We start from the raw sequence: 21,876 nt of genomic DNA, 5'->3' as shown, positions 1-21,876 counted from the left end.
CTTGTGTAATCTTAATTATAACAAAATATTTCCTGTTTAATCCCTATTATATAACTTTTGGATAAAATAACATTCAATTTAAATTAATTAGGATATTTTCATATGAAATCAAAATTCTCTTTTGTATTTGCTCTCTCTTTTATCATTTTATTTACTTCGTGTTCAAAAGAGGTGGACGAATATAACAAGCCGGCTGTTTACTGGTATGGCAAAATTGTGGAGTCTATTTCATCCGGAAATATTGACAAAGCGGATGACTACTATTCCTCTTTGCAGGGGGAGCATATCGGGTCGCCTCTTTTGCCTGAGGCAACCATGATTCTTGCAATTGCGCATATGCACAATGAAGAGTATCTGCTTACTGAACACTTTTTAAATGAATATGTCAGAAGATATGCAAATGCGAATGAGAGAGAATTCGCGGAATTTTTAAAAATCAAAGCAAAATATTTGGCCCTTCCAAATCCAAGACGTGATCAAGGACTTATACTTGAGGCCATAAAAAATGCTAAAACATTCAAGCAAAATTATCCGCACTCTACGTACTACTCTTTGGTAGATACAATGCTGACAAATTTATATCTTGCTGATGCCTCTTTAAATAAGGAGATTGTCGATTTGTATACCAGACTTGACAAACCGGAATCGGCAGCATATTATCGCACCTTAAGAGTAGAACCATGGATAAAATGGGATGAGGTTGAACGTGCAAAAATACCATGGTACAGAGAAGTATTTGAGGGAGACGGCACATCCAGTTGGTATGCTTTTATGATCCCCGATACACAGAGTGTTGTCTCTAGAAATACAATTAAATCAGATAATAATAAAACAAAATAATATAAGGAAACTATATTTATGAAATTAAGCAACTACGGAGAATTTCCTGCTGATATCCCGGTGATAGCAGAAGATGAACTTTTTTTATATCCTTTTATGATTTCACCACTCTTTTTAAGTGATGAAAAAAATATTAAGGCGGCAACAAAGGCTATTGAAAACAATTCTTTGGTGATAGTCTGCCCGACTAAGCCTGGACATGAAGGTGAAAGAGAGTATGACGCGCTGTATGATGCAGGTGTAGTAGGCTCAATTATGCGTAAAGTTTCGCTGCCTGATGGACGGGTCAAAGTACTTTTTCAAGGGCTTGCCCGTGCAAAGTCTTTATATAAAGTTGCAGAAGATCCGCTTATCGCCCATGTAGATGTAATGCAGTCAACAGAGGTTGATTCTTTAAAAATTGATGCGATACTTGAAGTTGTTCGTGAAAAAGTGAGAGCTTTGGCTGCTGTAAGCAACTACTTCCCGCCTGACCTTTTACGAACGATAGAAGAAAATCATGATCACAATCGTATCATTGATCTGATATGCTCAACAGTAAAACTCAAAAAAGAGCAGGCCTATAAGCTTTTTGTCGAAACTGATACAGAAAAAAGATTTTTGGATCTTATCGATCTGTTGATTGATGAGATAGAAGCAAATAAGCTTCAGCGTGAAATTCGTTCAAAAGTGCATACACATATAGAAAAAGTCAACAAAGAGTACTTTTTAAAAGAGCAGCTCAAACAGATTCAAAAAGAACTCGGAACAGATACATCCCGAGAAGAAGAGATAGAAGAGTACAGAAAAAAATTAGAAGCCAAAAAGAAGAAAATGGGAGAAGATGCATACAAAGAGATAAGCAAGCAGCTAGAACGCTTTGCCCGCATGCACCCGGATTCTTCGGATGCTTCCATGACGCAGACATATCTTGACTGGGCTTTGGATCTTCCTTTTGGTGCTTTGGCAAAGAAACCGCTTCGCATAGAGAGTGTGGAAGAACAGCTCAACAAAGACCACTTTTCGCTAGAAAAACCAAAAGAGAGAATTGTGGAGTACTTTGCAGTAAAAGAACTGCTTGAACTGCGTGGTGTTTCAGCGAAAAAAAGTGCCGGAGCGATATTGTGTTTTTCGGGTCCTCCGGGTGTCGGAAAGACTTCTCTTGCAAACTCTATAGCAACTGCACTCAAGCGTCCGCTCATCCGAATAGCACTGGGTGGTCTTGAAGATGTAAATGAATTACGCGGGCACCGCCGTACTTATGTCGGGGCTATGCCGGGACGCATAGCACAGGGGCTTATAGATGCGAAAAAAATGAATCCTGTGATAGTGCTTGATGAGATTGATAAAATTACCCGCTCGCAAAGAGGAGATCCGACTGCAGCTCTTTTAGAGATTTTGGATCCTGAACAAAACAGCGAGTTTCGGGATTATTATCTCAATTTTGATTTGGATCTGAGCAATGTAATTTTTATAGCAACGGCAAATGATGTCGGGCGTATTCCTGCTCCTTTGCGTGACAGAATGGAATTTATCACATTGAGTTCTTATACGCCACAGGAAAAGTTTGAGATAGCCCGCCGTTATCTGTTGCCGCAGGAGATTAAAAAACACGGACTCAAAAAATCAGAACTCAGCATTTCAAAGCCGGCACTAAAAGAGTTGATACACAGTTATACGCGTGAAGCAGGTGTCAGAAACCTGCGCCGCCGTATAGCCGAAATGGCGAGAAAAGCAGCAATGGAACTGTTAAAACACAGTGATATTACAAAAGTATCAGTCACACTGAAAAACTTAAAACAGTTTTTCGATAAAAGCGTCTTTGAGATTGAAAAAACAGACAAAGTACCTGTTGTCGGTGTAGTCAATGGACTGGCATGGACTGCTGTAGGCGGAGATGTTTTACGAATAGAGAGTATCCGTATCAAAGGCAAAGGCAATCTACAGCTTACAGGCAGTCTGGGTGATGTTATGAAAGAGTCTGCAAGAATTGCAATGAGTGTTGTAAAAACACTCATTGACAAACGAAAGCTGAGAATTTCACAGGACAACATTCCGCTTACTTTCAAAGAAAAAGAAGAGATTATAGAGGTGGATCCGAGTGAGGTTTACAAGCGGTATGACTTACATGTACATGTACCGGACGGTGCAACGCCCAAAGACGGACCAAGTGCGGGTATAGCCATGGTAACAGTCATCTCTTCCATTCTTGGTTCATATAAAGTACGTTCAGATGTTGCAATGACAGGAGAGGTTTCTTTGACAGGAGATGTTTTACCTATCGGCGGATTAAAAGAGAAGCTTATCGCTGCATATAAAGCCGATATGACCAAGGCTTTGATTCCTGCAAAAAATTATGAAAGAGATTTGGAAGATATTCCAAAAGAAGTAAGAGAAGCACTTGAGATTGTACCGGTTAAACGGGTAGAAGAGGTGTTAAAACAGGTTCTTGTGTAGAACTTGTTTTGATTTGTTGTAATGTTAAAAAAAGATAATATATTGCTCAAAATTTATATAGACGGTGATGCCTTTCCAAACCTTTTAAAACCGATAATTTTGCGTCAAATAGAAAAATACGGCATAAAAACCTATGTGTTTGCAAATAAAAAAATCAATATCGGAAAATCAAAAAATATAGAGTACATTATTGTGGATGCAGGTGCAGATGAGGCTGACAATAAAATTGTACAAAGAGTGCATTCTGGGGATTTGGTGATTACTGCAGATATTCCTTTGGCAGACAGAGTTATAGATAAAAATGCCCATGCAATAGATCACAGAGGTGAACTTTACAGCAAAGACAACATCAAACAGTATCTTGCAATGCGGAATCTCATGGAGAGCATCAGAGAAATGGGAGAGATAACGCAAGGCCCGAAGCCTTTTGGTTCAAAAGATGCCGAACTTTTTGCAAATCAGTTAAATATGTTTTTGCAAAAATATATGCGATGACTTTAGATTTCGTCATTTTTCCAGGCAAAAATGGCATCATTTAAACTTTCAAATCCGCTTTCTTTGCCGATAATGAAGATTTCATCAAAAACATAACAGGTGACTCTTGTATTTGGTTCAAGTAAGAATACGGCATATTCTTCATTCTCTTTTTGATTGACAGATAAAACACGCATACTGTCAACTATATCACCAACCTGTGGCGTTACATCAAACTCAACATTAAGTAATTTTTTGCCGTCGCTACTGTAGATTGCCATGATTGCCTCTATTTTTTTAGTATAATACAGATACTTATTATACTCAAAGAATAGGAAATATATGAAATCCGTTATATTTGTTTGTCTTGGCAATATCTGCCGTTCTCCGTTGGCAGAGGGGATTGCCAAAAAAATAGCACAAGAACATAAAATAGATATAAAAATAGACTCTGCAGGGACAGGAGACTGGCATATCGGCGAGCCCCCGTGTGAGGGTTCAATCAAGGTGGCACAAATGCACGGCATAGATATAAGTCATTTGAGGGCGAGACAGTTTACAAAAGAAGATATTGATTTATATGAGTTGATAGTTGTACTTGATGAAAACAACAGGGTGCATGTTAAGAAACTGGGTGCCAAAAATATAGAAAAACTGGGATGTTTTGCATTTAACTGTCAGGATGTTCCCGATCCCTATTTTTTTGACGGATTTGACGGATTTTTGGAAGTCTATAAAATGATAGAAGTTTGTGTAAATAATCTTTTTAGTGTAAAATTACTTCAAGAGGAAAAATAATGAAAATTGCAAAAAATATAACCGAATTAGTAGGCAACACGCCATTGATAAGGCTGAATGAGGCATCAAAGCTGACAGGTGCTGTGATATTGGGAAAATGTGAGTTTATGAATCCGACAAGTTCGGTCAAAGACAGAATAGGGTTCAATATGATCCGCCGGGGTATAGAATCAGGACGTATTGGGGCAAATACTACGATTATTGAACCTACAAGCGGAAATACAGGAATTGCACTGGCAGCAAACTGTGCAGCTCAAAATTTGAAACTTATTTTAACGATGCCTGAGTCTATGAGCGTAGAGAGAAGAAACCTGCTCAAGGCTTTAGGCGCTGAACTGGTGCTGACTCCGGCTGCAAAAGGGATGAACGGAGCCATTCAAAAAGCAGTGGAAATTCAGGCAAATACACAGAATTCTATAATTTTACAACAGTTTGAAAATCCGGCAAATCCGGAGATACATGAAATCACAACGGCACAGGAAATTCTCCGTGACACAGAGGAGAAGCTGGATGCTTTTGTGGCAGCTGTAGGAACAGGCGGAACACTTACCGGAACTTCGAAGGTCCTAAAAGAACATATTGCAGATATTGCTGTTTTTGCAGTGGAGCCTGAAGCTTCGGCAATTCTCTCAGGAGAGAGCCCGGCTCCACATAAAATTCAGGGAATAGGCGCAGGTTTTGTTCCTGCAATTTTAGATACCTCCTGTTACAGTGAAGTGATAAAAGTGAGTAATGAAGATGCCATAGCAACAGCCAGAATGCTGGCAAAAAAAGAGGGATTGCTTGTAGGTATATCTTCCGGGGCAAATGTATATGCTGCCATGCAGGTGGCTTCACGGGAGGAATTCAAAGGCAAAACGATTGTGACCGTTTTATGCGACACGGGAGAAAGGTACTTAAGTACAGAACTTTTCAGTGAATAAAATTCAATATTTAGAAACAATAAAAGCAGTTGATGCAAAACTGTTTCATCTTGCATACCATCAAAAACGGCTTGAGAAAACAGTTGGGCATTCCGGTATTATATTGGAAGATATTTTGCATCCTCCCGCATCAGGATTTTTCCGGTGCAGGGTTGTTTATGATGGCGAAAAATACAAAGTAACATACCATCAGTATAAAAAAAAGAGTATTCAAACCCTGAAGCTTGTTTATGATAATGAGATAGAGTATTGCAAAAAATATTATGACAGAAGCAAAATAGAGAGGCTGTTGCAAAAAAAATCTTTTTGTGATGACATACTTATTGTAAAAAATTCTCTTATTACAGATACATCCATTGCCAATATCGCTTTTAAATATAAAGATGAATGGATAACACCAAAAAGCCCTTTGCTTGAGGGAACGACCAGAGCAAGGTTGCTCGAGAGCGGGAAAATCAGAGAAGATGATATATCTGTAGATGATCTAAAGCGTTTTAAACAGCTTGCACTGATGAATGCTATGATAGATTTTGATATAATACCAAATGAAAATATAAGGGATATAATTTGTTAGAAAACATAATACAAGACAGAGATTTCGCGCAATTAATGAAAAAAAATATTCAGGAGTTGATTGTTCTGCTGTTTGAAAAAGAGCAGAATTTCGGTATTTTATGTAAAATCGAAGATGTGAGTTTTGCACCGGCATTGCCGGAAAGTATCAACACTGAATTTCGTCCGTTGACACTTTTCTTTTTGGCAGGATATACATTTGAGACTGCCAGAATAGAGGATGATATTTTAATTTTTGAGGCAGGTTTCGGTAGTGAAAATTTTGGCAGTGTTGTCCATGTGCCCTTGCTGAGTATTTTACAGATTATTATCGATGAAACTCCGGTTTTGATTAATATATCTGCATATAAAGAAGAAACAAAGAAAAAAGAGGCTGATATAGACGAAAGCGGAGTGAAAAACTCTATGGCATCTTTTCTCTCAAATCCGGAAAACTCCAAGTTTATAAAATAAAAACTTACCTACACTCTGTTAAGAGAGAGTAGGTAATTGACTACATTGTCGACAAAAGCGTCATGTTTTCTGTCTTTCATATAGGCTATGTAAAAACTTCTTGTAATTTTATGGTTTTTCAGTCTGGCTTCATAAAGTGTGCCGTTTTCAATTTCTGACTTGATGACATGACGGGACATAATGGAGACAAGCGGTCGTTCTGCGTTTTTATCTGCATGTAAAATAGACTCCTTGATGGAAGTCGGACTGGCAAGAACACCGATAACATTGAAATTATTACACTGCACTCCCATCTCTTCAAAAACTTCTGATGTCAGTCTTCTTGTGTGGGAGTCTTCATTACGACAAATCCAGTCAAAATCGAGTAAATCATCTGCACTGAGATGTTTTTTCATCGGCTGGTTTGAAAAAACGACTAATTCATCTTCTACCCATTCTCTGTAAATGACACCATCTCTGAAAACAGGAGATTCGATGAGGGCTACATCGATCTTTTTATCTTCAAGCTGATCGATAATGTTTGAAGAGAGATCCACATTCATAAAAACTTCATTGTTGATGCGTTTTTTTATTTCACTGAGATAATTCGGAAGCACATAATTACCGATTGCAAAAGAAGAACCCATGACAAAAGTGAACTCTTTGTTGATGATTTTCAACAACTCTTTTTCACTGCTGTGTATAGCTTTTTCAAGTCTTAAAGCGATTCTGTATAGATCTTCACCCTCTTTTGTGAGGATAATTCCGTTTTTCTTTCTATCAACTATTTTCGTATCAAGATAATCTTCAATGAACTTGATTTGCTGTGTGACAGCGGGTTGGGAAATCCCAAGTTTTGCTGATGCTTTAGAGAAGCTTTTCTCTTTTATAACCATCAAAAACGTGTGTAATTTCGCAAAATCTTTTAACATAATAATTCCTATAAGTATCAATAATAGTAAAATTATAACTCATAATTATAATTATTGCAATAGTTTTGTAATAATTTATGACATTTTAGCTATAATAAGTAGAAATACAACTTAGTAGTGAACATATATGGAAAAAATTTTTAATCATTTAAATGAGTCTCAAGCAGCAGCAGTAAAGCAAACAGAAGGACCTGTCCTGATTCTTGCAGGAGCGGGGAGCGGAAAGACGACAACAATTATTTCACGCCTGGCGTATCTTATTGAGGTTGTGGGGATTCCCGCTTCAAATACGCTTACCCTGACGTTTACAAACAAAGCTGCAAAAGAGATGAAGGAGCGTTCTCTCTCTATGATAGAAAATGTCGCCTATCCTCCTCTTCTTTGTACCTTTCACAAGTTTGGACTTCTTTTTTTAAAATTCAATATACATCTTCTCAAGAGAGCCAATAATTTTGTTGTGATAGATACAGATGATAAAAAGAGAATCATTAAAAAAATAAATTCCGAGCTGCCGACACCGCTGATAGCGAGTGAAATTTCCAGATACAAAAACTCTTTAATGACTCCTGATGATGCCTACAAGCAGACTGAACTGTTCAGTTACAAGCAGATTGCCGAAGTTTTTGCAGAGTATGAAAAATATTTACTCGAAAACAATCTTGTTGATTTTGATGATCTCATCGCGCTTACCTATAAACTTTTGGATGAAAATCCTGAGTTGGCAAAGGCTACCTCTCAGAAATATCAGTACATTATGATTGACGAGTATCAGGATACAAACGAACTGCAGTTTAAGCTCTTGCAAAAACTTTGTACAGTACATAACAATCTGTGTGTAGTCGGTGATGACGATCAGAGTATATACGGCTGGCGTGGTGCGCATATTCGCAATATTATGGAGTTTGACCAGGATTTTTCAGGCACACATGTCTTTAAACTCGAAGAGAACTACCGTTCACGTGCGCCGATTTTAAAAGTTGCCAATGCGCTTATCGAGCACAACCGGTCCCGTTTGGGAAAAAAGCTCATAGCAACGCGTGGCAACGGGGATGATGTGACAACACTCAATTCAAATGATGAAAACGAAGAGGCAAGAAAAGTTGCCGCAAAGATAGAAAAACTGCTTGAGAGCGGGGTACGTGCCAGAGAAATAGCTATTTTGTACCGTGTCAATGTTTTGTCACGTTCTGTAGAGGAAGGTTTGAACCGTTACGGGATTAACTATAAACTTGTGGGTGGTTTGCGATTTTATGACCGGGCAGAGATAAAAGACCTTATTTCTTATATCAGGGTGATTACAAATCATCATGATGACTTCTCTTTGAAACGTATAGTCAACAAGCCAAAACGCGGACTGGGTAAAGCAAGTTTGGATAAAATTGAACTCGCAGCTCAGAAAAAGGGAACTTCTATTTATGAATATATCACTCAGGCACCCATGGAAGAACTTGAAGGCTTGGTCAGAAAGAAAAATGCTGCAACGCTCAAAGAGTTTGCTAAAAACATTCAAGAGGTTGCCGGTATCGCACAAGCGTCTACTTATGAGTTTATAGATGCACTGGAAGAAACTTTTTCTTTGAAAGATATCTATAAAAACATGCAAGACGGACAGGAAAGAATTCTCAATATAGATGAGTTTTACGGTCTTTTTAGAGATTTTGTAAAAAAATCACCACAGAGTTCTTTGGATGAGTTTTTAAATGAACTGACGCTGCAAAGTGAACAGGACCAGGTGGAGGGGGAGAGTATCTATATGATGAGTATACATGCCTCCAAAGGTTTGGAGTTTGAACATGTTTTTGTTATAGGAATGGAAGAGGGCTTTTTGCCACTGACAGGAGACGGAAGTGATTTGGAAGAAGAGAGACGATTGGGATATGTTGCGTTTACCCGTGCGAAAGAGACCTTGACGCTTTGCCATGCCGGAAGCAGATTTTACAAAGGACGCAGAAGTGATTTGGAAAAAAGCCGTTTTTTCAATGAAGCCGGACTTTGCAAAGGTTCTTTAAAGTGTGAAAAAAACACAGCATTTAAAAAAGGTGATCTGGTACGGCATAAAATTTTTGGAACGGGGCGCATTATCGGTGTGAGTAAGTCGGGAAGAGAGTTTAAACTCAAGATTAATTTTGCAGGAACAAAACGCGATATTCTTGCATCATTTGTAGAGAAATTATGAATCGTCTTTTTGTTGCATACAAACCTTCGGGGGTAGGCTCAAACAAATATCTTTACAGTCTGAAAAAGAAGTATAACAACAAAAAAGCAGGTTTTGCCGGAACACTGGATCCTTTTGCCAAAGGCGTGCTTTTGGTGGGTTTTGGCTCACATACGAAACTTTTTAGATTTTTGAACAAAACACCTAAAAGATACAAAGCGACTTTGTGGCTTGGTGCAAAGAGCGATACCCTTGATACAGAGATGATAGAAGAAGTTGTACTTCCTGAACCTTTACATGTAAAGGAGATTGAAGCGGTGCTTTCATCTTTAGAGGGAGAGTTAGAGTATAAACCACCTATTTTCAGTGCAAAACGGATAAACGGACAGCGTGCGTATGATTTGGCACGTGCGGGAAAAGAGGTTGTTCTCAACACCATCAACTCAACTGTTTATGAAATGAAACTGATTCACTACTGCCATCCCTTTGTGACCTTTGAAGCAAGTGTAAGTGAGGGAACTTATATACGCTCTTTGGGAGAGATGATCGCGCACAGACTCGGTATTGCCCATGGAAGTTTAAGTATGCTTGAACGACTGAATGAAGGACAGTTTGTTTATGAGGATGAAAAGCCTCTGAATATCAAAGAGTCTTTAAATATTGCACAGAACTATTACCTGGGAGCGCCTGAGAATGTGCGGTATGGAAGAGTTCTTGCTTTAAAAGATTTACAACTGCAGGATGAGGGCAGCTATTGGCTGGATAACGGAGAAAGCATTTCCATAATTACAGTCCAAAACGGCAAAGTAAAATATGAATTAGGCAGGATAGAATGTTAGTACTTGCAAGAAAAGCAGATGAATCTATAATAATCGGTGACAATATTGTTGTCAAGATTATTTCCGTAGAAAACGGTGTTGTAAAACTTGGCATTGATGCACCAAAAGAGGTTGCCATTATAAGAAATGAGCTTATAGAAGAGGTCAAGGCAAGTAACCAGGCGGCTTCTATGGAAACTGTGAATGAAGATGACATTGTCTCTTTGAATAAAATACTGGGAAAATAAAAAGCAGATGAAAAAGTACAGGGCGTATGCCAAAGTAAATGTTTTTTTAAAAATTACAGGCAAAAGAGAAGAGTACCATGAAATAGTATCACGATTCATGCGAGTTGATGACTTGTATGATGTCCTCTCGTTTGTTTCGAAAAAAAATGTTCAGGCAAAAGCGAATGAGTTTAAAATACTTGGCGATTTTGATTGTACCACAACGCAAAACAGTATTTATAAAGCGTATAAGGCATTGAAGGAGGCTACAAAAAATCAGGCACTTGAAGAGCTTATGAGAACGTATGCCGTGAGCGTTGAAAAACACATTCCTGCATATGCCGGTCTTGGCGGAGGCAGCAGTGATGCGGCGACCTATTTGAAAATGTGCAATGAAGTTTTGCATTTGGGTCTGAGTCTGAATGAACTGGCCCAGATAGGTTTACGTGTAGGGGCGGATGTGCCGTTTTTTATTTATGGATACAACAGTGCCAATGTCAGTGGTATAGGTGAAGTGGTAGAAGCCTTTGATGAGGAGCCGCTTGTTTTTGATATTTGTACCCCTGCGGTAAAAATCAGTACACCAAAAGTCTATCAGGCCTACAGAAGAGACTTCTATGCACCGATAGACGGATTTCAGGCCGAGGCATTGAAAAAAAAGTCCTCCTTGGAAATTTTCAATACAATGCATGCCAATGAAGCAAATGATCTGTTTGCTCCTGCCTTGCAGGAGTATGAAGAGTTGGCACAATATTATCAGGACGGTTACTATTTCAGCGGAAGCGGAAGCAGTTTTTTTAAATTAAAAGAAGAGAAATACAATGGGTGAAACAATAGCAAAAAACAAAAAAGCGTATCATGATTATTTTATAGAAGAGAAATTTGAAGCAGGACTTGTGCTTACGGGGAGCGAAGTCAAAGGCATACGTGCGCATCGTGTGAATCTCAAAGACAGTTTTATCCGTTTTGTCAACGGAGAAGCTTTTTTGTTTAATGCGCATATCGGCAGACTCGAGACGACGCACCATTATTACGGGCATGAAGAGCGCGGAGCAAGAAAGCTGCTTTTACACAAAAAAGAGCTGGCAAAGATGCAAAAGGCTGTAGCACGTGACGGGTATACCATCGTGCCTTTACAGCTCTATTTTAACAAAAGAAACATAGCAAAGCTGCAAATTGCCATAGCAAAAGGAAAACTGCTGCATGATAAAAGAAATGATTTAAAAGAGAAAGACCAAAAAAGAGACATTCAAAGGGCTATGAAGGATTATTGATGAAATTTTTGCTCTTTTTATGCCTCTTTGTCTCCTCTCTTTTTGCTTTACATGTAAAGATAGTCAATGATGAGGTGGGTAACGGCAAGACAGCATTGGTGAAGTTTGCAAAGGAAAAAGGTATACAATACAGAGTCCTCTGTTTCGAAGACAAAAAGATAAAAATTTTTCCGAATCCTTTGAACAGGAGTGAATATTATGCCTTGATTCCCGTCTCCTATTACGACAAACCTGCTCAAAAAACCGTGAAAATTATTTATCTGCAAAACGGGATAAAAAAATACAAAGAGCTTGCTCTTAGAATAAAAGATGCAAAATACAAAAAAGAAACCATCCGTGTAAGTGCATCGAAAGTAAATCCGACGCTGCCCAAGATAAAAAAAAGAATCGCAAAAGAGTACAGGGAAGCTATGAAAATTTATCATACGGTAACAGACAAGAGCTATCTGCATTCAGATTTTATTTTGCCGGTGGAGAGTAAAATCACAAGTGCTTTTGGCACGGCAAGAATTTATAACGGCGCTTTGAAAGGGTATCACAGCGGGACGGATTTTCGGGCGAAAACAGGCACACCGATTAGAGCGTCCAATGACGGAAAAATCGTTTTGGTCAAAAAAAGATTTTATTCGGGAGGCACTGTGATTATTGACCACGGTGAGGGCATTTATACCTGTTATTTTCACATGAGTAAATTCAATGTCAAAACAGGTCAGCTTGTCCAAAAAGGAGAACTTTTGGGCTTATCGGGAAAAAGCGGCAGGGTTACAGGTCCTCATTTGCATTTTTCAGCTAGAATTGACGGTGTACAAGTTGATTCGTTACAACTTATAGCATTACTCAACAATAATTTAATTTTAAATAAATAGGAAAACAATTATGACACTTTTTCAGTTACTTATGCTTGGAGCATCTGCTTTTTTTGCATACAAAATTTACGAACATATACAAACACTTAAAGATCCTCAAGACAAACAGCACACAGGTGCTGATGATGAGCGAAGTGCCGAAGCGTTTTCTCCATTTGATGCCTCCTCTTTGGTGGAAAAAGCCGACGAAGAGATGCAAAAGGGAGATTTGCAAAAAGCGCTTGCCATTTACAGCGAGGCAAATATTAAAGAGCCAAAAAACCCTGAAACACTCTTTAAAATGGGTTATACACTGGCACAGCAAAACAGAGATGATGAAGCTATGGAGTATTACAAAGAAGCATTGGAGCTGGACCCGAACAATACCTACATCCATCAGGCGATGGCTTCACTGTATAGAAAAGCGGGTGAATATGCAAGTGCAAGAAATCATCTCAACAAGTCGCTTGAAATTGATGCCACAAACCCTATTACCTACTATAATTACGGGAACCTGCTTGTAGATATGAAGCATTTTGATGAAGCTAAGGGAATGTATGAAAAAGCGATACAGCTTGACCCTGAATTTAAAGAAGCAAAAGAGGAATTGAAAAAAATAGAGAAGGAAGTAACACTGTGAAAATATTGGAAATATACAAATATCTAAACGAACTCTCTCCTTTTGAAATTCAAGAGTCATGGGATAATTCCGGTCTTTTGATAGGTGATTTTAAAGATAATATTTCAAAAATTGCTTTGAGTATCGATGTGGATGAAAAACTGATTGATGCTTTGGATGAAAATACGCTTCTGATTACGCACCATCCGATTATTTTTGGCGGGCTAAAACAGCTGGAGTTTTCTAAATATCCTGCAAACCTTATTCAAAAAATGATTAAAAAAAATATATCAAATATCGCGATGCATACAAATTTTGATCAGACACACTTAAACGAGTATGTTGCAAAAGAGATACTCGGATACGAAATTTGTAAAAAAGACGGTTTTGTCGCATATTTGGAAGTAGATGAAGATTTTGATGTTTTTGCTCAAAAGGTTTCCAAAGCTTTTGGCCTTAAATGTGCAAGAACAGTGAAGTGTGCGCAAAGAGTGAAAAAGGTGGCTCTGACAACAGGGTCGGGATGTTCTTTGATGAAGAGTCTGGATGCTGATTGTTTTTTGACAGGTGATGTAAAATATCATGATGCAATGGAAGCAAAAAGTATAAAATTGTCTTTAATTGACATCGGACATTATGAAAGTGAGTACTTTTTTGCACAAATTATGCAAAAGCATTTGAAAATTTTAGGTTTAGAAGTTATAATTGCATCATCAGAAAACCCATTTACATATATTTAGGTCTAATAATACAGGTAATGGTAGAAGTAAACCCCTAAAGGATCCCAATGAACAAGCACTTAAAACAATTAATCGATCTCTCAATCATAGATAAAGAGATAGACGCATTTGAACCTCAGATTGAAGAAGCAAATGCAAATTATGAAGCGGCTCTTGCAAAAACAAAGAGCATAGAGTCAGATATTGAAAATTTAACGAATGAAATCAAAGAAGAAGAAGTTAAAAAAGCAAAAAACGAACTGCATCTCTCAGAACTTTCACAAAAACTTGAAGAAAATGTAAAAAAAAGCTCTGAAGTAAAAACAGAACGTGAGATGAAATCACTGCAGCTTGAGGAAGAGATAGCAAAAGAGCAGGTTACATTTGCCAATGAAGAGATTCAAAGACTTGAAAAAATCATTGAAGCAAAAAAAGAACAGATTGAGGCTGCAAAAAGTGCCTTGGAAGAGTTAAATGCAAATCTGGAAAGTGTAAAAGCTGATGTAGATACAAAACTTGAAAAAATACACAAAGAGAGACAAGAGGTTTTCAAAAGAAAAGAGACTCTTTTGTCAGATATCAATCAAAAAGGGCTTGCTTTTTATCAAAAAATCCGTCGTTGGGCAAAAAATACGACAGTGGTTCCTGTTGAAGAACAGGCATGTATGGGATGCCATATGATAATAGGCGACAAGGTTTATGCTGATGTCATCAAAGGTGAAGATATCACTACATGTCCCCACTGCGGACGCATCCTTTATGTGAAAGTCAACGAAGAGTAGGCTTGAAGCCGTTTTTTCTTTTCTATTATCTGCTGAGTGTAATGCTGTTTATCATAGCATTGCCTCTTTTGATATTACTTTCTTTTAAAAAAAAATACAAAGAATCAATTCCTGCACGTTTTTTTCTTTTTAAGAACCCTCCGTTTTGCAGTACAAATGCAATTTGGTTCCATGTCTGCTCTTTAGGTGAAGCCAGAGCCCTTAAACCGCTTCTGGAACTATTGGAAAATAAAAAGATACTTGTTACAACGATTACACAAACCGGACATAACGAAGCAAAAAAATATAATGCAGAGGTACGCTATCTTCCGTATGAAATGTATCTGCCGTTTTGGGTAAAACCGCAGAAAAAGCTTATCGTACTTGAGGCAGAATTTTGGTATCTTCTCTTTAGCATAGCGCGTTCACGCGGTGCAGAAGTTATTTTGCTCAATGCCAGAATTTCAGATAAAAGTGTCAAAAAATATATGAAGTTTGCCTGGTTTTATAAAAAACTTTTAGAGAATGTAGATATGGTTTATGCTCAAAGTGAAAGTGACAAAAACAGATTTTTGGCTTTAGGTGCAAAACACATTGAAGTGATTGGCAATATAAAACTGGCAGGTGAAATCAAAAAAACAAAAGAATACGAAAAGCCCGATGCGGAAGTCATTGTAGCAGGAAGCACCCATCCGGGTGAGGAACAAAGCATTTTAGAGGCATTTTTTGCCTATGAAAAAAACAAAGAGGCAAAACTTATAATTGTTCCCCGTCATCCGGAACGTTTTGCAGAGGTATATGCCTTGATAAAACGATACGGCAGGCAAAACAATGCCACAGTTTCCCGTTTTTCAGAAGGAAAGAGTTTTGCGGCTGATTTGATTTTAGTCGATATGATGGGTGAACTCAACAATATCTATGCCATCGGTGACATAGCCATATTGGGGGGTGCCTTTAAAAATGATGTCGGTGGGCACAATCCGCTCGAACCGGCTTATTTCGGATGTAAAATAATTACAGGGAAGCATTTTTTCCACCAAAAAGAGCTGTTTAAATATGTCCATCACGTGCAGTATGTTGAGCCGGATGAAATAGCTGATGCACTTGAGATGACAAAGGAACTGCCGCCTTCAATGGTAGAAGAGCAGATAAACCTGGAACCCGTGGTTCAAAAAATATTAAAAAATAAAAGGAGCTGGTAAAATGGCAACAGAAAAAGCGTATAAATTATTGGCACAGCAAGAGGGAATTTCCAATTCCAATGCAAAGTCTATGATAGACAGAGGACTTGTGTATGTTGGCAACAAAAAAGTGATGATTGCCCGTGGTGAAATTGATGAGCGAACGATATTCAGAGTACAAAAAGTAGAACGTGTCAAGCCAATTTTTGAAAATGATGACATTGTGGTAGTCGACAAGCCGGCACATGTAAACTCAGACGAGATAGAACGTCAGTTTAAACCGGCGGTACTGTTGCACAGGCTTGATCGCGAAACAAGCGGTGTTTTGATGCTTGTAAAAAATGAGGAATTTCGTCAGCGTGCTATCAAAGAGTTTCGTGACGACAAAGTTTACAAAGAGTATATCGCCTGGGTTGAGGGAATAATGACCGAGCCGATTGAAGTAGACAAAGCAATTACAACACAGAAAAAAAACAACAAAGCCTACTCAAATGTTTCTCCAAAAGGAAAACCGGCGAGAACGGAATTTTTTCCTGATATAGTGAGTGCAAAAAAGACAAAAGTAAAATGTATCATACACAATGGGCGTACGCATCAGATCAGAGTCCATGCACGTTATATCGACCATCCTATAGTCGGTGACGAGCAGTATGGTGGGCGTCGTGCCAAGCGTGTGATGCTTCATGCTCACAAAGTCAGACTTCTTGGAATGGAGTTTGTAGCAAAAGAGCCTAAGAGCTTTGTTACATTTGAATAATTAAGAAAAACTTAGTTACAATTTCGAAAAAAATTATATTTATTATACAAGAGGTGTTTTAATGTTTGGTACTTTAACAGATTCGTTTACAAATGCAATAAAAAAGATTCGTTTTCACGATGACGACAAGGCACTCAGTAAAGCACTCAATGAATTAAAAAAGAATCTTTTAAAAGCAGATGTCAACCATAAAGTCGTCAAAGAACTGATTCAAAAAGTACAACTGCGTACAAAAGAAAAAGGGATAGGCAAAGACCAGTTTCTTGAAGCCCTGCGTGAAACTCTCAACGAACTTTTAGATGTAGGCGGTAACAGAGGGTTTGTCTTTGCTCCCAACCCTCCGACTGTGATTTTGATGACAGGACTGCAGGGGTCTGGTAAAACAACAACAACAGGCAAGCTTGCAAACTATCTTAAAAACAAAGGTAAAAAAGTCCTTGTTGTCGCAGCCGATTTGCAACGTCTTGCCGCGGTAGAACAATTACGCCAGATTACCGCACAGATTGAAGTTGAACTCTATGATGATGAGTCGACTAAAAATCCTGTGGAAGTAGTAAAAGCTGCTCTCAACTATGCCGATTCCAAGATTTTTGATGTTGTGCTTATAGATACGGCCGGTCGTCTGGCTATCGATGAAGAACTTATGGGTGAGCTTGAAAATGTAAAGAAAGCGGCAAATCCTGATGAAATCTTTTATGTGGCCGACTCTTTGACAGGACAGGATGCCGTACGCACAGCAACGAGTTTTAAAGAAAAAATCGGGATTGACGGCGTAATTCTTTCCAAATATGACGGAGATGCAAAGGGCGGTGTTGCTTTGGGACTCTCTTCTCAGGTGCAGGTACCGCTTCGTTTTATCGGTCTGGGTGAAAAAATGGAAGATTTGGAAGTCTTTTTGCCGGAGCGTATTGTCAACCGCCTGATGGGGTTTGGTGATGTTGAAGGACTTGCTGAAAAAGTAACGAATGTTATTGATGAAAAGCAAGCAAAAAAACTGACCAAAAAGATTCAAAAAGGAAAGTTTAATTTCAATGACTTTTTAGAGCAGATGGAGCAAATGAAAAAAATGGGAAGCATGAGTTCTATCATGGGTATGATTCCGGGCATGGGCAATATGTCTAAAGCCATTAAAGATTTTGATTTTGAAAACTCAGGAGAGCTCAAAAACATCAAAGCCATGGTTGCTTCGATGACGAAAAAAGAGAGAGAAAACCCAGACCTGCTTAATAATTCTCGTAAACAAAGAATAGCAAAAGGGTGCGGACTTGATATCGTTGAGATAAACAGAATGATCAAGCAGTTTAAAAATGCAGGAAAAATGGCAAAGAAGTTTTCCGGAAAAAACGGTATGAAGCAGCTTCAGTCAATGATGGGACAAATGGGAGGTCCAGGCGGAATGGGTGGACTTCCAAGGTAAACATTGTAATTTAAGAAAAAAGTGGATATAATTCCATTTCAAATAAATCTTTTTAAACAATACCTCTGTGATAAAAAGATTTGTAGCCTGTTTACCGGTTACATGTGTACATCCAACTATAGAGATGGTAAGAGGGAAGCAAAATTATTTAAGAGAAAAAAGACTCTTCTGCATTTATACCTTCCCCATAACTTATCATTACAGTAATAAACTCTAAATATGTATATATGTAACCGGTAACAGGTAAATTAAAAACAACAGGAAACAAAATGACAGTAATTAGACTTACTCGTATGGGAAGAAAGAAAAGACCATTTTACCGTATCGCGGTAACAGACAGCCGTAAACGTAGAGATGGTGGTTGGATTGAGCTTATCGGATATTATAATCCAATGACAAAAGAGCTCAAAGTTGACAATGAAAGAGTTGATTACTGGTTGGGCGTCGGTGCTCAGATGAGTGATCGTGTGAAAAAGATCACTGGTCGTTAATTATGATTGCTGATTTTGTCGCACAATTTGCAAGACTGATAGCATCACACCCTGATGATATCAGAGTTGAAGTTCAAGAGGGCGATGAAATAACAGAAATAGTTCTCTATGCAAACCAGGCAGATATAGGGAAATTAATAGGAAAAAGCGGCAAAATGATTGGTGCTATTAAAACTGTGATTTCCGGATGTAAAGCCAAAGATGGTGTGAGTTACCGTATTAATGTCGAAGCAGTCTAGTAAAGAAAAGTTGTTGCATATAGCAACAATCGGTAAAACTGTCGGCATTCAAGGAGATATGAAATTGCATCTTAAGTGCGATTTTCCTGAACAGTTTGTGAAGGGAGCCACTTTTTTAATCAATAAAAGTGAACGCATTACTTTAAGTGATGTTGATCTCAATCGTGGATTGGTGCGTATTAACAGCATTGCAAATCCCGAAGATGCAAAGAAGTTCACCAATGCGAAACTTTTTACCACCTACGAAGAGACAAGAAAAAACTGCCATTTGGAAGAGGGTGAGTATTTCTGGTTTGATTTGGAAGATTGTGAAGTCTATGAAGATAACAAATGTCTTGGCAGAGTAAAAGAGATAGAGAGATTCAATACTACCAATTATTTAAGTATTGTTACGGATGAAAGTTTAGTCGAAAGCGGTTTGGCCAAGAGCTTTTTGGTTCCTTTTATTGAACCGTTTAAAGTGGAAGTTGACATTGAGAAAAAACGTATCACACTCAGTGGTGCTGTTGATATTCTGGAAGCTTCCTGAATGCGCTTTACTTTTGTCACTCTTTTTTCTGCTCTGATTGAAGGCTATTTTAAAGATTCGATTTTGAAACGGGCCATTGAGAAGGATATCATAAAGATAGACTATTTGAATCCTCGGGATTACTCAAAGAACAAACACTCTAAAGTTGATGATACGGCAGTAGGCGGCGGTGCAGGGATGGTAATGAATCCACAGCCGCTTTTTGATGCACTGGATGATTTGAAAAGTAAAGATGAAAATGTTCATATCGTTTTTTTGACTCCGGTTGCCAAACCTTTTGTACAAAATGATGCAAAGCGTCTGGCAAAGAAAACCCATATAGCTTTTGTGAGTGGAAGGTATGAGGGAATAGATGAAAGAGTTATTGAAAAATATGCGGATGAAGTATTTTCTATCGGGGATTATATTTTGACCGGAGGCGAACTGGCCTCACTGGTACTTTGTGATGCCATAAGCAGAAATAAAGAAGGTGTTCTCGGAAATGCCCAATCTTTGGAGATTGAGAGTTTTGAAACCCAACTTTTAGAAGCACCGTCATTTTCAAAACCACAAAACTATGAAGGTTTAAGTGTTCCATCAGAATACTTAAAGGGAAATCATAGTAAAATTCGCTCACTAAAATTAGCCTTGTCTGAAGCAAAGACCAAATTCTTTAGACCAGAACAGCTATTAAAGCATAAAGTCCAATCGCATTAATGCGATGAGCTTCCTGCTGAAGGAAACCCAGTGTTAACGTAGATGGCGGAATTATTTCCGACTTCGTATTAAAATAAACAGTGGGTTTCCTTAATATTTTATGAAATAAAATTTAAGGACTAAGTCTTATGAGAAATAAGTATATTGAAAACTTTGAAAAAGCACAAACTGCTGAGAAAAACATTCCAGATTTTCGTGCCGGTGATACTGTAAATTTAGCAGTAACAATTAAAGAAGGTGACAAAACTCGTGTACAAAACTACGAGGGTGTTTGTATAGCTAAGCGTGGTCAAGGAACTGGGCAAACAATTACAGTACGTAAAATCGGTGCTAACGGTGTTGGTATTGAGAGAATTTTCCCAGTTTATTCTGACTCAATCAATGAGATTAAAGTTATTCGTCGCGGTCGTGTTCGTCGTGCAAAACTTTTTTATCTTCGTGCACTTGCCGGTAAAAAAGCCCGTATTAAAGAACTTAGAAGAAAATAATTCTTCTGGGCTCTTGCCTTCTTCATATTTTATAACATTCCCACATTACACATATTTTTTAAACTCCGTAAAAATTAATCTAACTTTTTAGCATAAATAACAAATTCATAGTATAATCAATAAAAATAGACATTATTTGGATAACAATGAACTACATAGCAGACTTAAAAAATGTCGTAGAAATAAATTCCTATACAAAAAACACAGAAGGTGTGAACCTAGTCGGTGAAATTTTTGATGAATGGTTTGGGGCATTGGGTTTTGAAACTGTCATTTACAAACGCAACAATGTCGGTGATCATCGTTACTACAAGTCTTTACATGTAAAGAACTCTCCAAAATTACTTTTGCTCGGACATATTGACACGGTTTTTCCTCCCGGAAAATTTGAATATTTTACAGAAGATGACACCTGGGTATACGGGCCGGGTGTATGTGACATGAAAGGCGGCAATATTGTACTGCTTGAAGCGCTTCGCCAGCTTACATGTAAAGGCGTGAAAATTCAAAATATTGATATTCTTTTGGTCAGTGATGAAGAGACAGGGAGTGATGATTCCAAATATCTGACTGCGGAACTTGCCCGTGAATATGACTACTGTTTTGTGTATGAAGCAGCGGGAAGCAACCTGGAACTTGTTACCGGACGAAAAGGTGTAGGAACTTTTTTTATAGACATTCAAGGAAAAGCAGCCCATGCAGGTAATCATTACAGTGAGGGCTGTGATGCAAATTTAGAACTTGCATACAAGCTTCAAAAACTTGTGCAGTTGACAGACCTGGACAAAGGCACAACTGTCAATGTCGGAAAAATTGCGGGAGGAATAGGGGCAAATACTGTCTCTCCGCAGGCACAATTGGTTTTTGAATTGAGATACAAATATTCTGCTGAGAAAGAGAGAGTGTTAACAGCCATAGAAAAGATTGTGCAAACCTCTGTTGTTGATGGCGTAAAAGCAACATTAAGCGGCGGAATACAAAGAGATGTGATGCAGACAACAGAGGCTTCAATCACTCTACTTAAAAAAATAGAAAAAATTACACAACAGCAGATACCCGCAGAAGAAAGAGGCGGTGTCAGTGATGCCAATATTGTCAGCGCATGTGGTGTTGTGACACTTGATGGTTTCGGACCGTTTGGTGACGGAGATCATACAGTAAAAGAGCGGGCGAGCAAGGAGAGTTTTGTCAGTCGCATAAAGATGAGCAGAAAGCTTTTTGAGTATTTTATAAAAAATTTAAAATTTTAGGG

At 38.2% G+C, this 21,876-nt stretch carries 27 protein-coding genes; 25 read left to right on the top strand and 2 right to left on the bottom strand.

Going from position 1 to position 21,876, the window contains the following annotated elements:
- Positions 1-102: 102 nt before the first annotated feature.
- The 3 genes from FJR45_RS10260 to FJR45_RS10250 are packed head-to-tail and all read left to right on the top strand — an operon-like array spanning position 103 to position 3,771.
- On the top strand, positions 103-840 hold the full coding sequence (locus FJR45_RS10260; RefSeq protein ID WP_193150440.1) for an outer membrane protein assembly factor BamD: 738 nt from the start codon (positions 103-105) through the stop codon (positions 838-840).
- Between the two features lie 18 nt (positions 841-858).
- Complete coding sequence (lon, locus tag FJR45_RS10255; RefSeq protein ID WP_193150439.1) at positions 859-3,276, top strand: endopeptidase La; 2,418 nt, start codon at positions 859-861, stop codon at positions 3,274-3,276.
- Between the two features lie 42 nt (positions 3,277-3,318).
- Complete coding sequence (locus FJR45_RS10250) at positions 3,319-3,771, top strand: YaiI/YqxD family protein (RefSeq protein ID WP_226966424.1); 453 nt, start codon at positions 3,319-3,321, stop codon at positions 3,769-3,771.
- A 2-nt stretch (positions 3,772-3,773) separates the two neighbouring features.
- On the opposite strand, the gene FJR45_RS10245 is transcribed toward FJR45_RS10250, so the two are convergent.
- Positions 3,774-4,031, bottom strand: coding sequence for a hypothetical protein (locus tag FJR45_RS10245; protein ID WP_193150437.1), 258 nt, complete (start codon positions 4,029-4,031; stop codon positions 3,774-3,776).
- A gap of 61 nt (positions 4,032-4,092) precedes the next feature.
- Between FJR45_RS10245 and FJR45_RS10240 the strand changes: the two genes are divergently transcribed.
- The 4 genes from FJR45_RS10240 to FJR45_RS10225 are packed head-to-tail and all read left to right on the top strand — an operon-like array spanning position 4,093 to position 6,497.
- Positions 4,093-4,548, top strand: coding sequence for a low molecular weight protein-tyrosine-phosphatase (locus tag FJR45_RS10240; protein WP_193150436.1), 456 nt, complete (start codon positions 4,093-4,095; stop codon positions 4,546-4,548).
- On the top strand, positions 4,548-5,471 hold the full coding sequence (gene cysK / locus FJR45_RS10235) for a cysteine synthase A (RefSeq protein ID WP_193150435.1): 924 nt from the start codon (positions 4,548-4,550) through the stop codon (positions 5,469-5,471). Before FJR45_RS10240 ends, cysK begins: the two co-directional genes overlap by 1 nt.
- Positions 5,464-6,045 (top strand): aminotransferase class IV family protein, encoded by a 582-nt coding sequence (locus tag FJR45_RS10230; RefSeq protein ID WP_193150434.1) that lies wholly within the window; start codon positions 5,464-5,466, stop codon positions 6,043-6,045. The genes cysK and FJR45_RS10230 overlap by 8 nt, the downstream gene beginning before the upstream one ends.
- Complete coding sequence (locus tag FJR45_RS10225; protein ID WP_193150433.1) at positions 6,039-6,497, top strand: hypothetical protein; 459 nt, start codon at positions 6,039-6,041, stop codon at positions 6,495-6,497. The genes FJR45_RS10230 and FJR45_RS10225 overlap by 7 nt, the downstream gene beginning before the upstream one ends.
- 8 nt (positions 6,498-6,505) lie before the next feature.
- Here FJR45_RS10225 and FJR45_RS10220 read toward each other — a convergent pair whose 3' ends face one another.
- Positions 6,506-7,408, bottom strand: a complete 903-nt coding sequence (locus tag FJR45_RS10220) for a LysR substrate-binding domain-containing protein (RefSeq protein WP_193150432.1) — start codon at positions 7,406-7,408, stop codon at positions 6,506-6,508.
- A 127-nt stretch (positions 7,409-7,535) separates the two neighbouring features.
- On the opposite strand from FJR45_RS10220, the gene FJR45_RS10215 reads away from it, so the two are divergent.
- The 18 genes from FJR45_RS10215 (at position 7,536) to FJR45_RS10130 (ending at position 21,874) form a co-directional block, all read left to right on the top strand.
- A complete protein-coding gene (locus tag FJR45_RS10215) occupies positions 7,536-9,584 on the top strand; it encodes an ATP-dependent helicase (protein ID WP_193150431.1) in 2,049 nt (682 codons plus the stop codon).
- Positions 9,581-10,402: a tRNA pseudouridine(55) synthase TruB gene (gene truB, locus FJR45_RS10210; RefSeq protein ID WP_193150430.1), complete on the top strand. Its 822-nt coding sequence runs from the start codon at positions 9,581-9,583 to the stop codon at positions 10,400-10,402. Before FJR45_RS10215 ends, truB begins: the two co-directional genes overlap by 4 nt.
- Positions 10,396-10,629 carry a carbon storage regulator CsrA gene (csrA, locus tag FJR45_RS10205; RefSeq protein WP_193150429.1) on the top strand — a complete coding sequence of 78 codons (234 nt, stop codon included), beginning with the start codon at positions 10,396-10,398 and terminating at the stop codon, positions 10,627-10,629. The genes truB and csrA overlap by 7 nt, the downstream gene beginning before the upstream one ends.
- A 7-nt stretch (positions 10,630-10,636) precedes the next feature.
- Positions 10,637-11,437, top strand: a complete 801-nt coding sequence (locus tag FJR45_RS10200) for a 4-(cytidine 5'-diphospho)-2-C-methyl-D-erythritol kinase (RefSeq protein ID WP_193150428.1) — start codon at positions 10,637-10,639, stop codon at positions 11,435-11,437.
- Positions 11,430-11,882, top strand: a complete 453-nt coding sequence (smpB, locus tag FJR45_RS10195; RefSeq protein WP_193150427.1) for an SsrA-binding protein SmpB — start codon at positions 11,430-11,432, stop codon at positions 11,880-11,882. The genes FJR45_RS10200 and smpB overlap by 8 nt, the downstream gene beginning before the upstream one ends.
- Complete coding sequence (pgp3, locus tag FJR45_RS10190) at positions 11,882-12,748, top strand: peptidoglycan metallopeptidase Pgp3 (protein WP_193150426.1); 867 nt, start codon at positions 11,882-11,884, stop codon at positions 12,746-12,748. The genes smpB and pgp3 overlap by 1 nt, the downstream gene beginning before the upstream one ends.
- A gap of 10 nt (positions 12,749-12,758) precedes the next feature.
- Positions 12,759-13,367, top strand: a complete 609-nt coding sequence (locus tag FJR45_RS10185; RefSeq protein WP_193150425.1) for a tetratricopeptide repeat protein — start codon at positions 12,759-12,761, stop codon at positions 13,365-13,367.
- Positions 13,364-14,086: a Nif3-like dinuclear metal center hexameric protein gene (locus FJR45_RS10180; protein WP_193150424.1), complete on the top strand. Its 723-nt coding sequence runs from the start codon at positions 13,364-13,366 to the stop codon at positions 14,084-14,086. Before FJR45_RS10185 ends, FJR45_RS10180 begins: the two co-directional genes overlap by 4 nt.
- A gap of 47 nt (positions 14,087-14,133) precedes the next feature.
- Complete coding sequence (locus FJR45_RS10175) at positions 14,134-14,847, top strand: zinc ribbon domain-containing protein (protein ID WP_193150423.1); 714 nt, start codon at positions 14,134-14,136, stop codon at positions 14,845-14,847.
- A 2-nt stretch (positions 14,848-14,849) separates the two neighbouring features.
- Positions 14,850-16,028, top strand: coding sequence for a lipid IV(A) 3-deoxy-D-manno-octulosonic acid transferase (gene waaA / locus FJR45_RS10170; protein WP_193150422.1), 1,179 nt, complete (start codon positions 14,850-14,852; stop codon positions 16,026-16,028).
- 1 nt (position 16,029) lies between these two features.
- Complete coding sequence (locus tag FJR45_RS10165) at positions 16,030-16,764, top strand: pseudouridine synthase family protein (RefSeq protein ID WP_193150421.1); 735 nt, start codon at positions 16,030-16,032, stop codon at positions 16,762-16,764.
- Positions 16,765-16,825: 61 nt separating this feature from the next.
- On the top strand, positions 16,826-18,181 hold the full coding sequence (gene ffh, locus FJR45_RS10160) for a signal recognition particle protein (protein ID WP_193150420.1): 1,356 nt from the start codon (positions 16,826-16,828) through the stop codon (positions 18,179-18,181).
- 269 nt (positions 18,182-18,450) lie between these two features.
- A complete protein-coding gene (gene rpsP / locus FJR45_RS10155; protein ID WP_151899612.1) occupies positions 18,451-18,672 on the top strand; it encodes a 30S ribosomal protein S16 in 222 nt (73 codons plus the stop codon).
- A 2-nt stretch (positions 18,673-18,674) separates the two neighbouring features.
- On the top strand, positions 18,675-18,911 hold the full coding sequence (locus FJR45_RS10150; protein WP_151899613.1) for a KH domain-containing protein: 237 nt from the start codon (positions 18,675-18,677) through the stop codon (positions 18,909-18,911).
- Positions 18,912-18,924: 13 nt separating this feature from the next.
- Positions 18,925-19,440: a ribosome maturation factor RimM gene (gene rimM / locus FJR45_RS10145; protein WP_226966423.1), complete on the top strand. Its 516-nt coding sequence runs from the start codon at positions 18,925-18,927 to the stop codon at positions 19,438-19,440.
- Positions 19,441-20,136 (top strand): tRNA (guanosine(37)-N1)-methyltransferase TrmD, encoded by a 696-nt coding sequence (trmD, locus tag FJR45_RS10140; protein ID WP_193150418.1) that lies wholly within the window; start codon positions 19,441-19,443, stop codon positions 20,134-20,136.
- 128 nt (positions 20,137-20,264) lie between these two features.
- Positions 20,265-20,624, top strand: coding sequence for a 50S ribosomal protein L19 (gene rplS / locus FJR45_RS10135; protein WP_151899616.1), 360 nt, complete (start codon positions 20,265-20,267; stop codon positions 20,622-20,624).
- Positions 20,625-20,770: 146 nt separating this feature from the next.
- Positions 20,771-21,874, top strand: coding sequence for a M20 family metallopeptidase (locus FJR45_RS10130; protein WP_193150417.1), 1,104 nt, complete (start codon positions 20,771-20,773; stop codon positions 21,872-21,874).
- Positions 21,875-21,876: the final 2 nt, after the last annotated feature.

Origin of the sequence: Sulfurimonas sediminis (assembly GCF_014905115.1) — a bacterium.
Lineage (GTDB): Bacteria > Campylobacterota > Campylobacteria > Campylobacterales > Sulfurimonadaceae > Sulfurimonas > Sulfurimonas sediminis.
The sequence above is the reverse complement of the archived record's forward strand: the minus strand, read 5'-3'. Positions and strand labels throughout refer to the sequence as shown.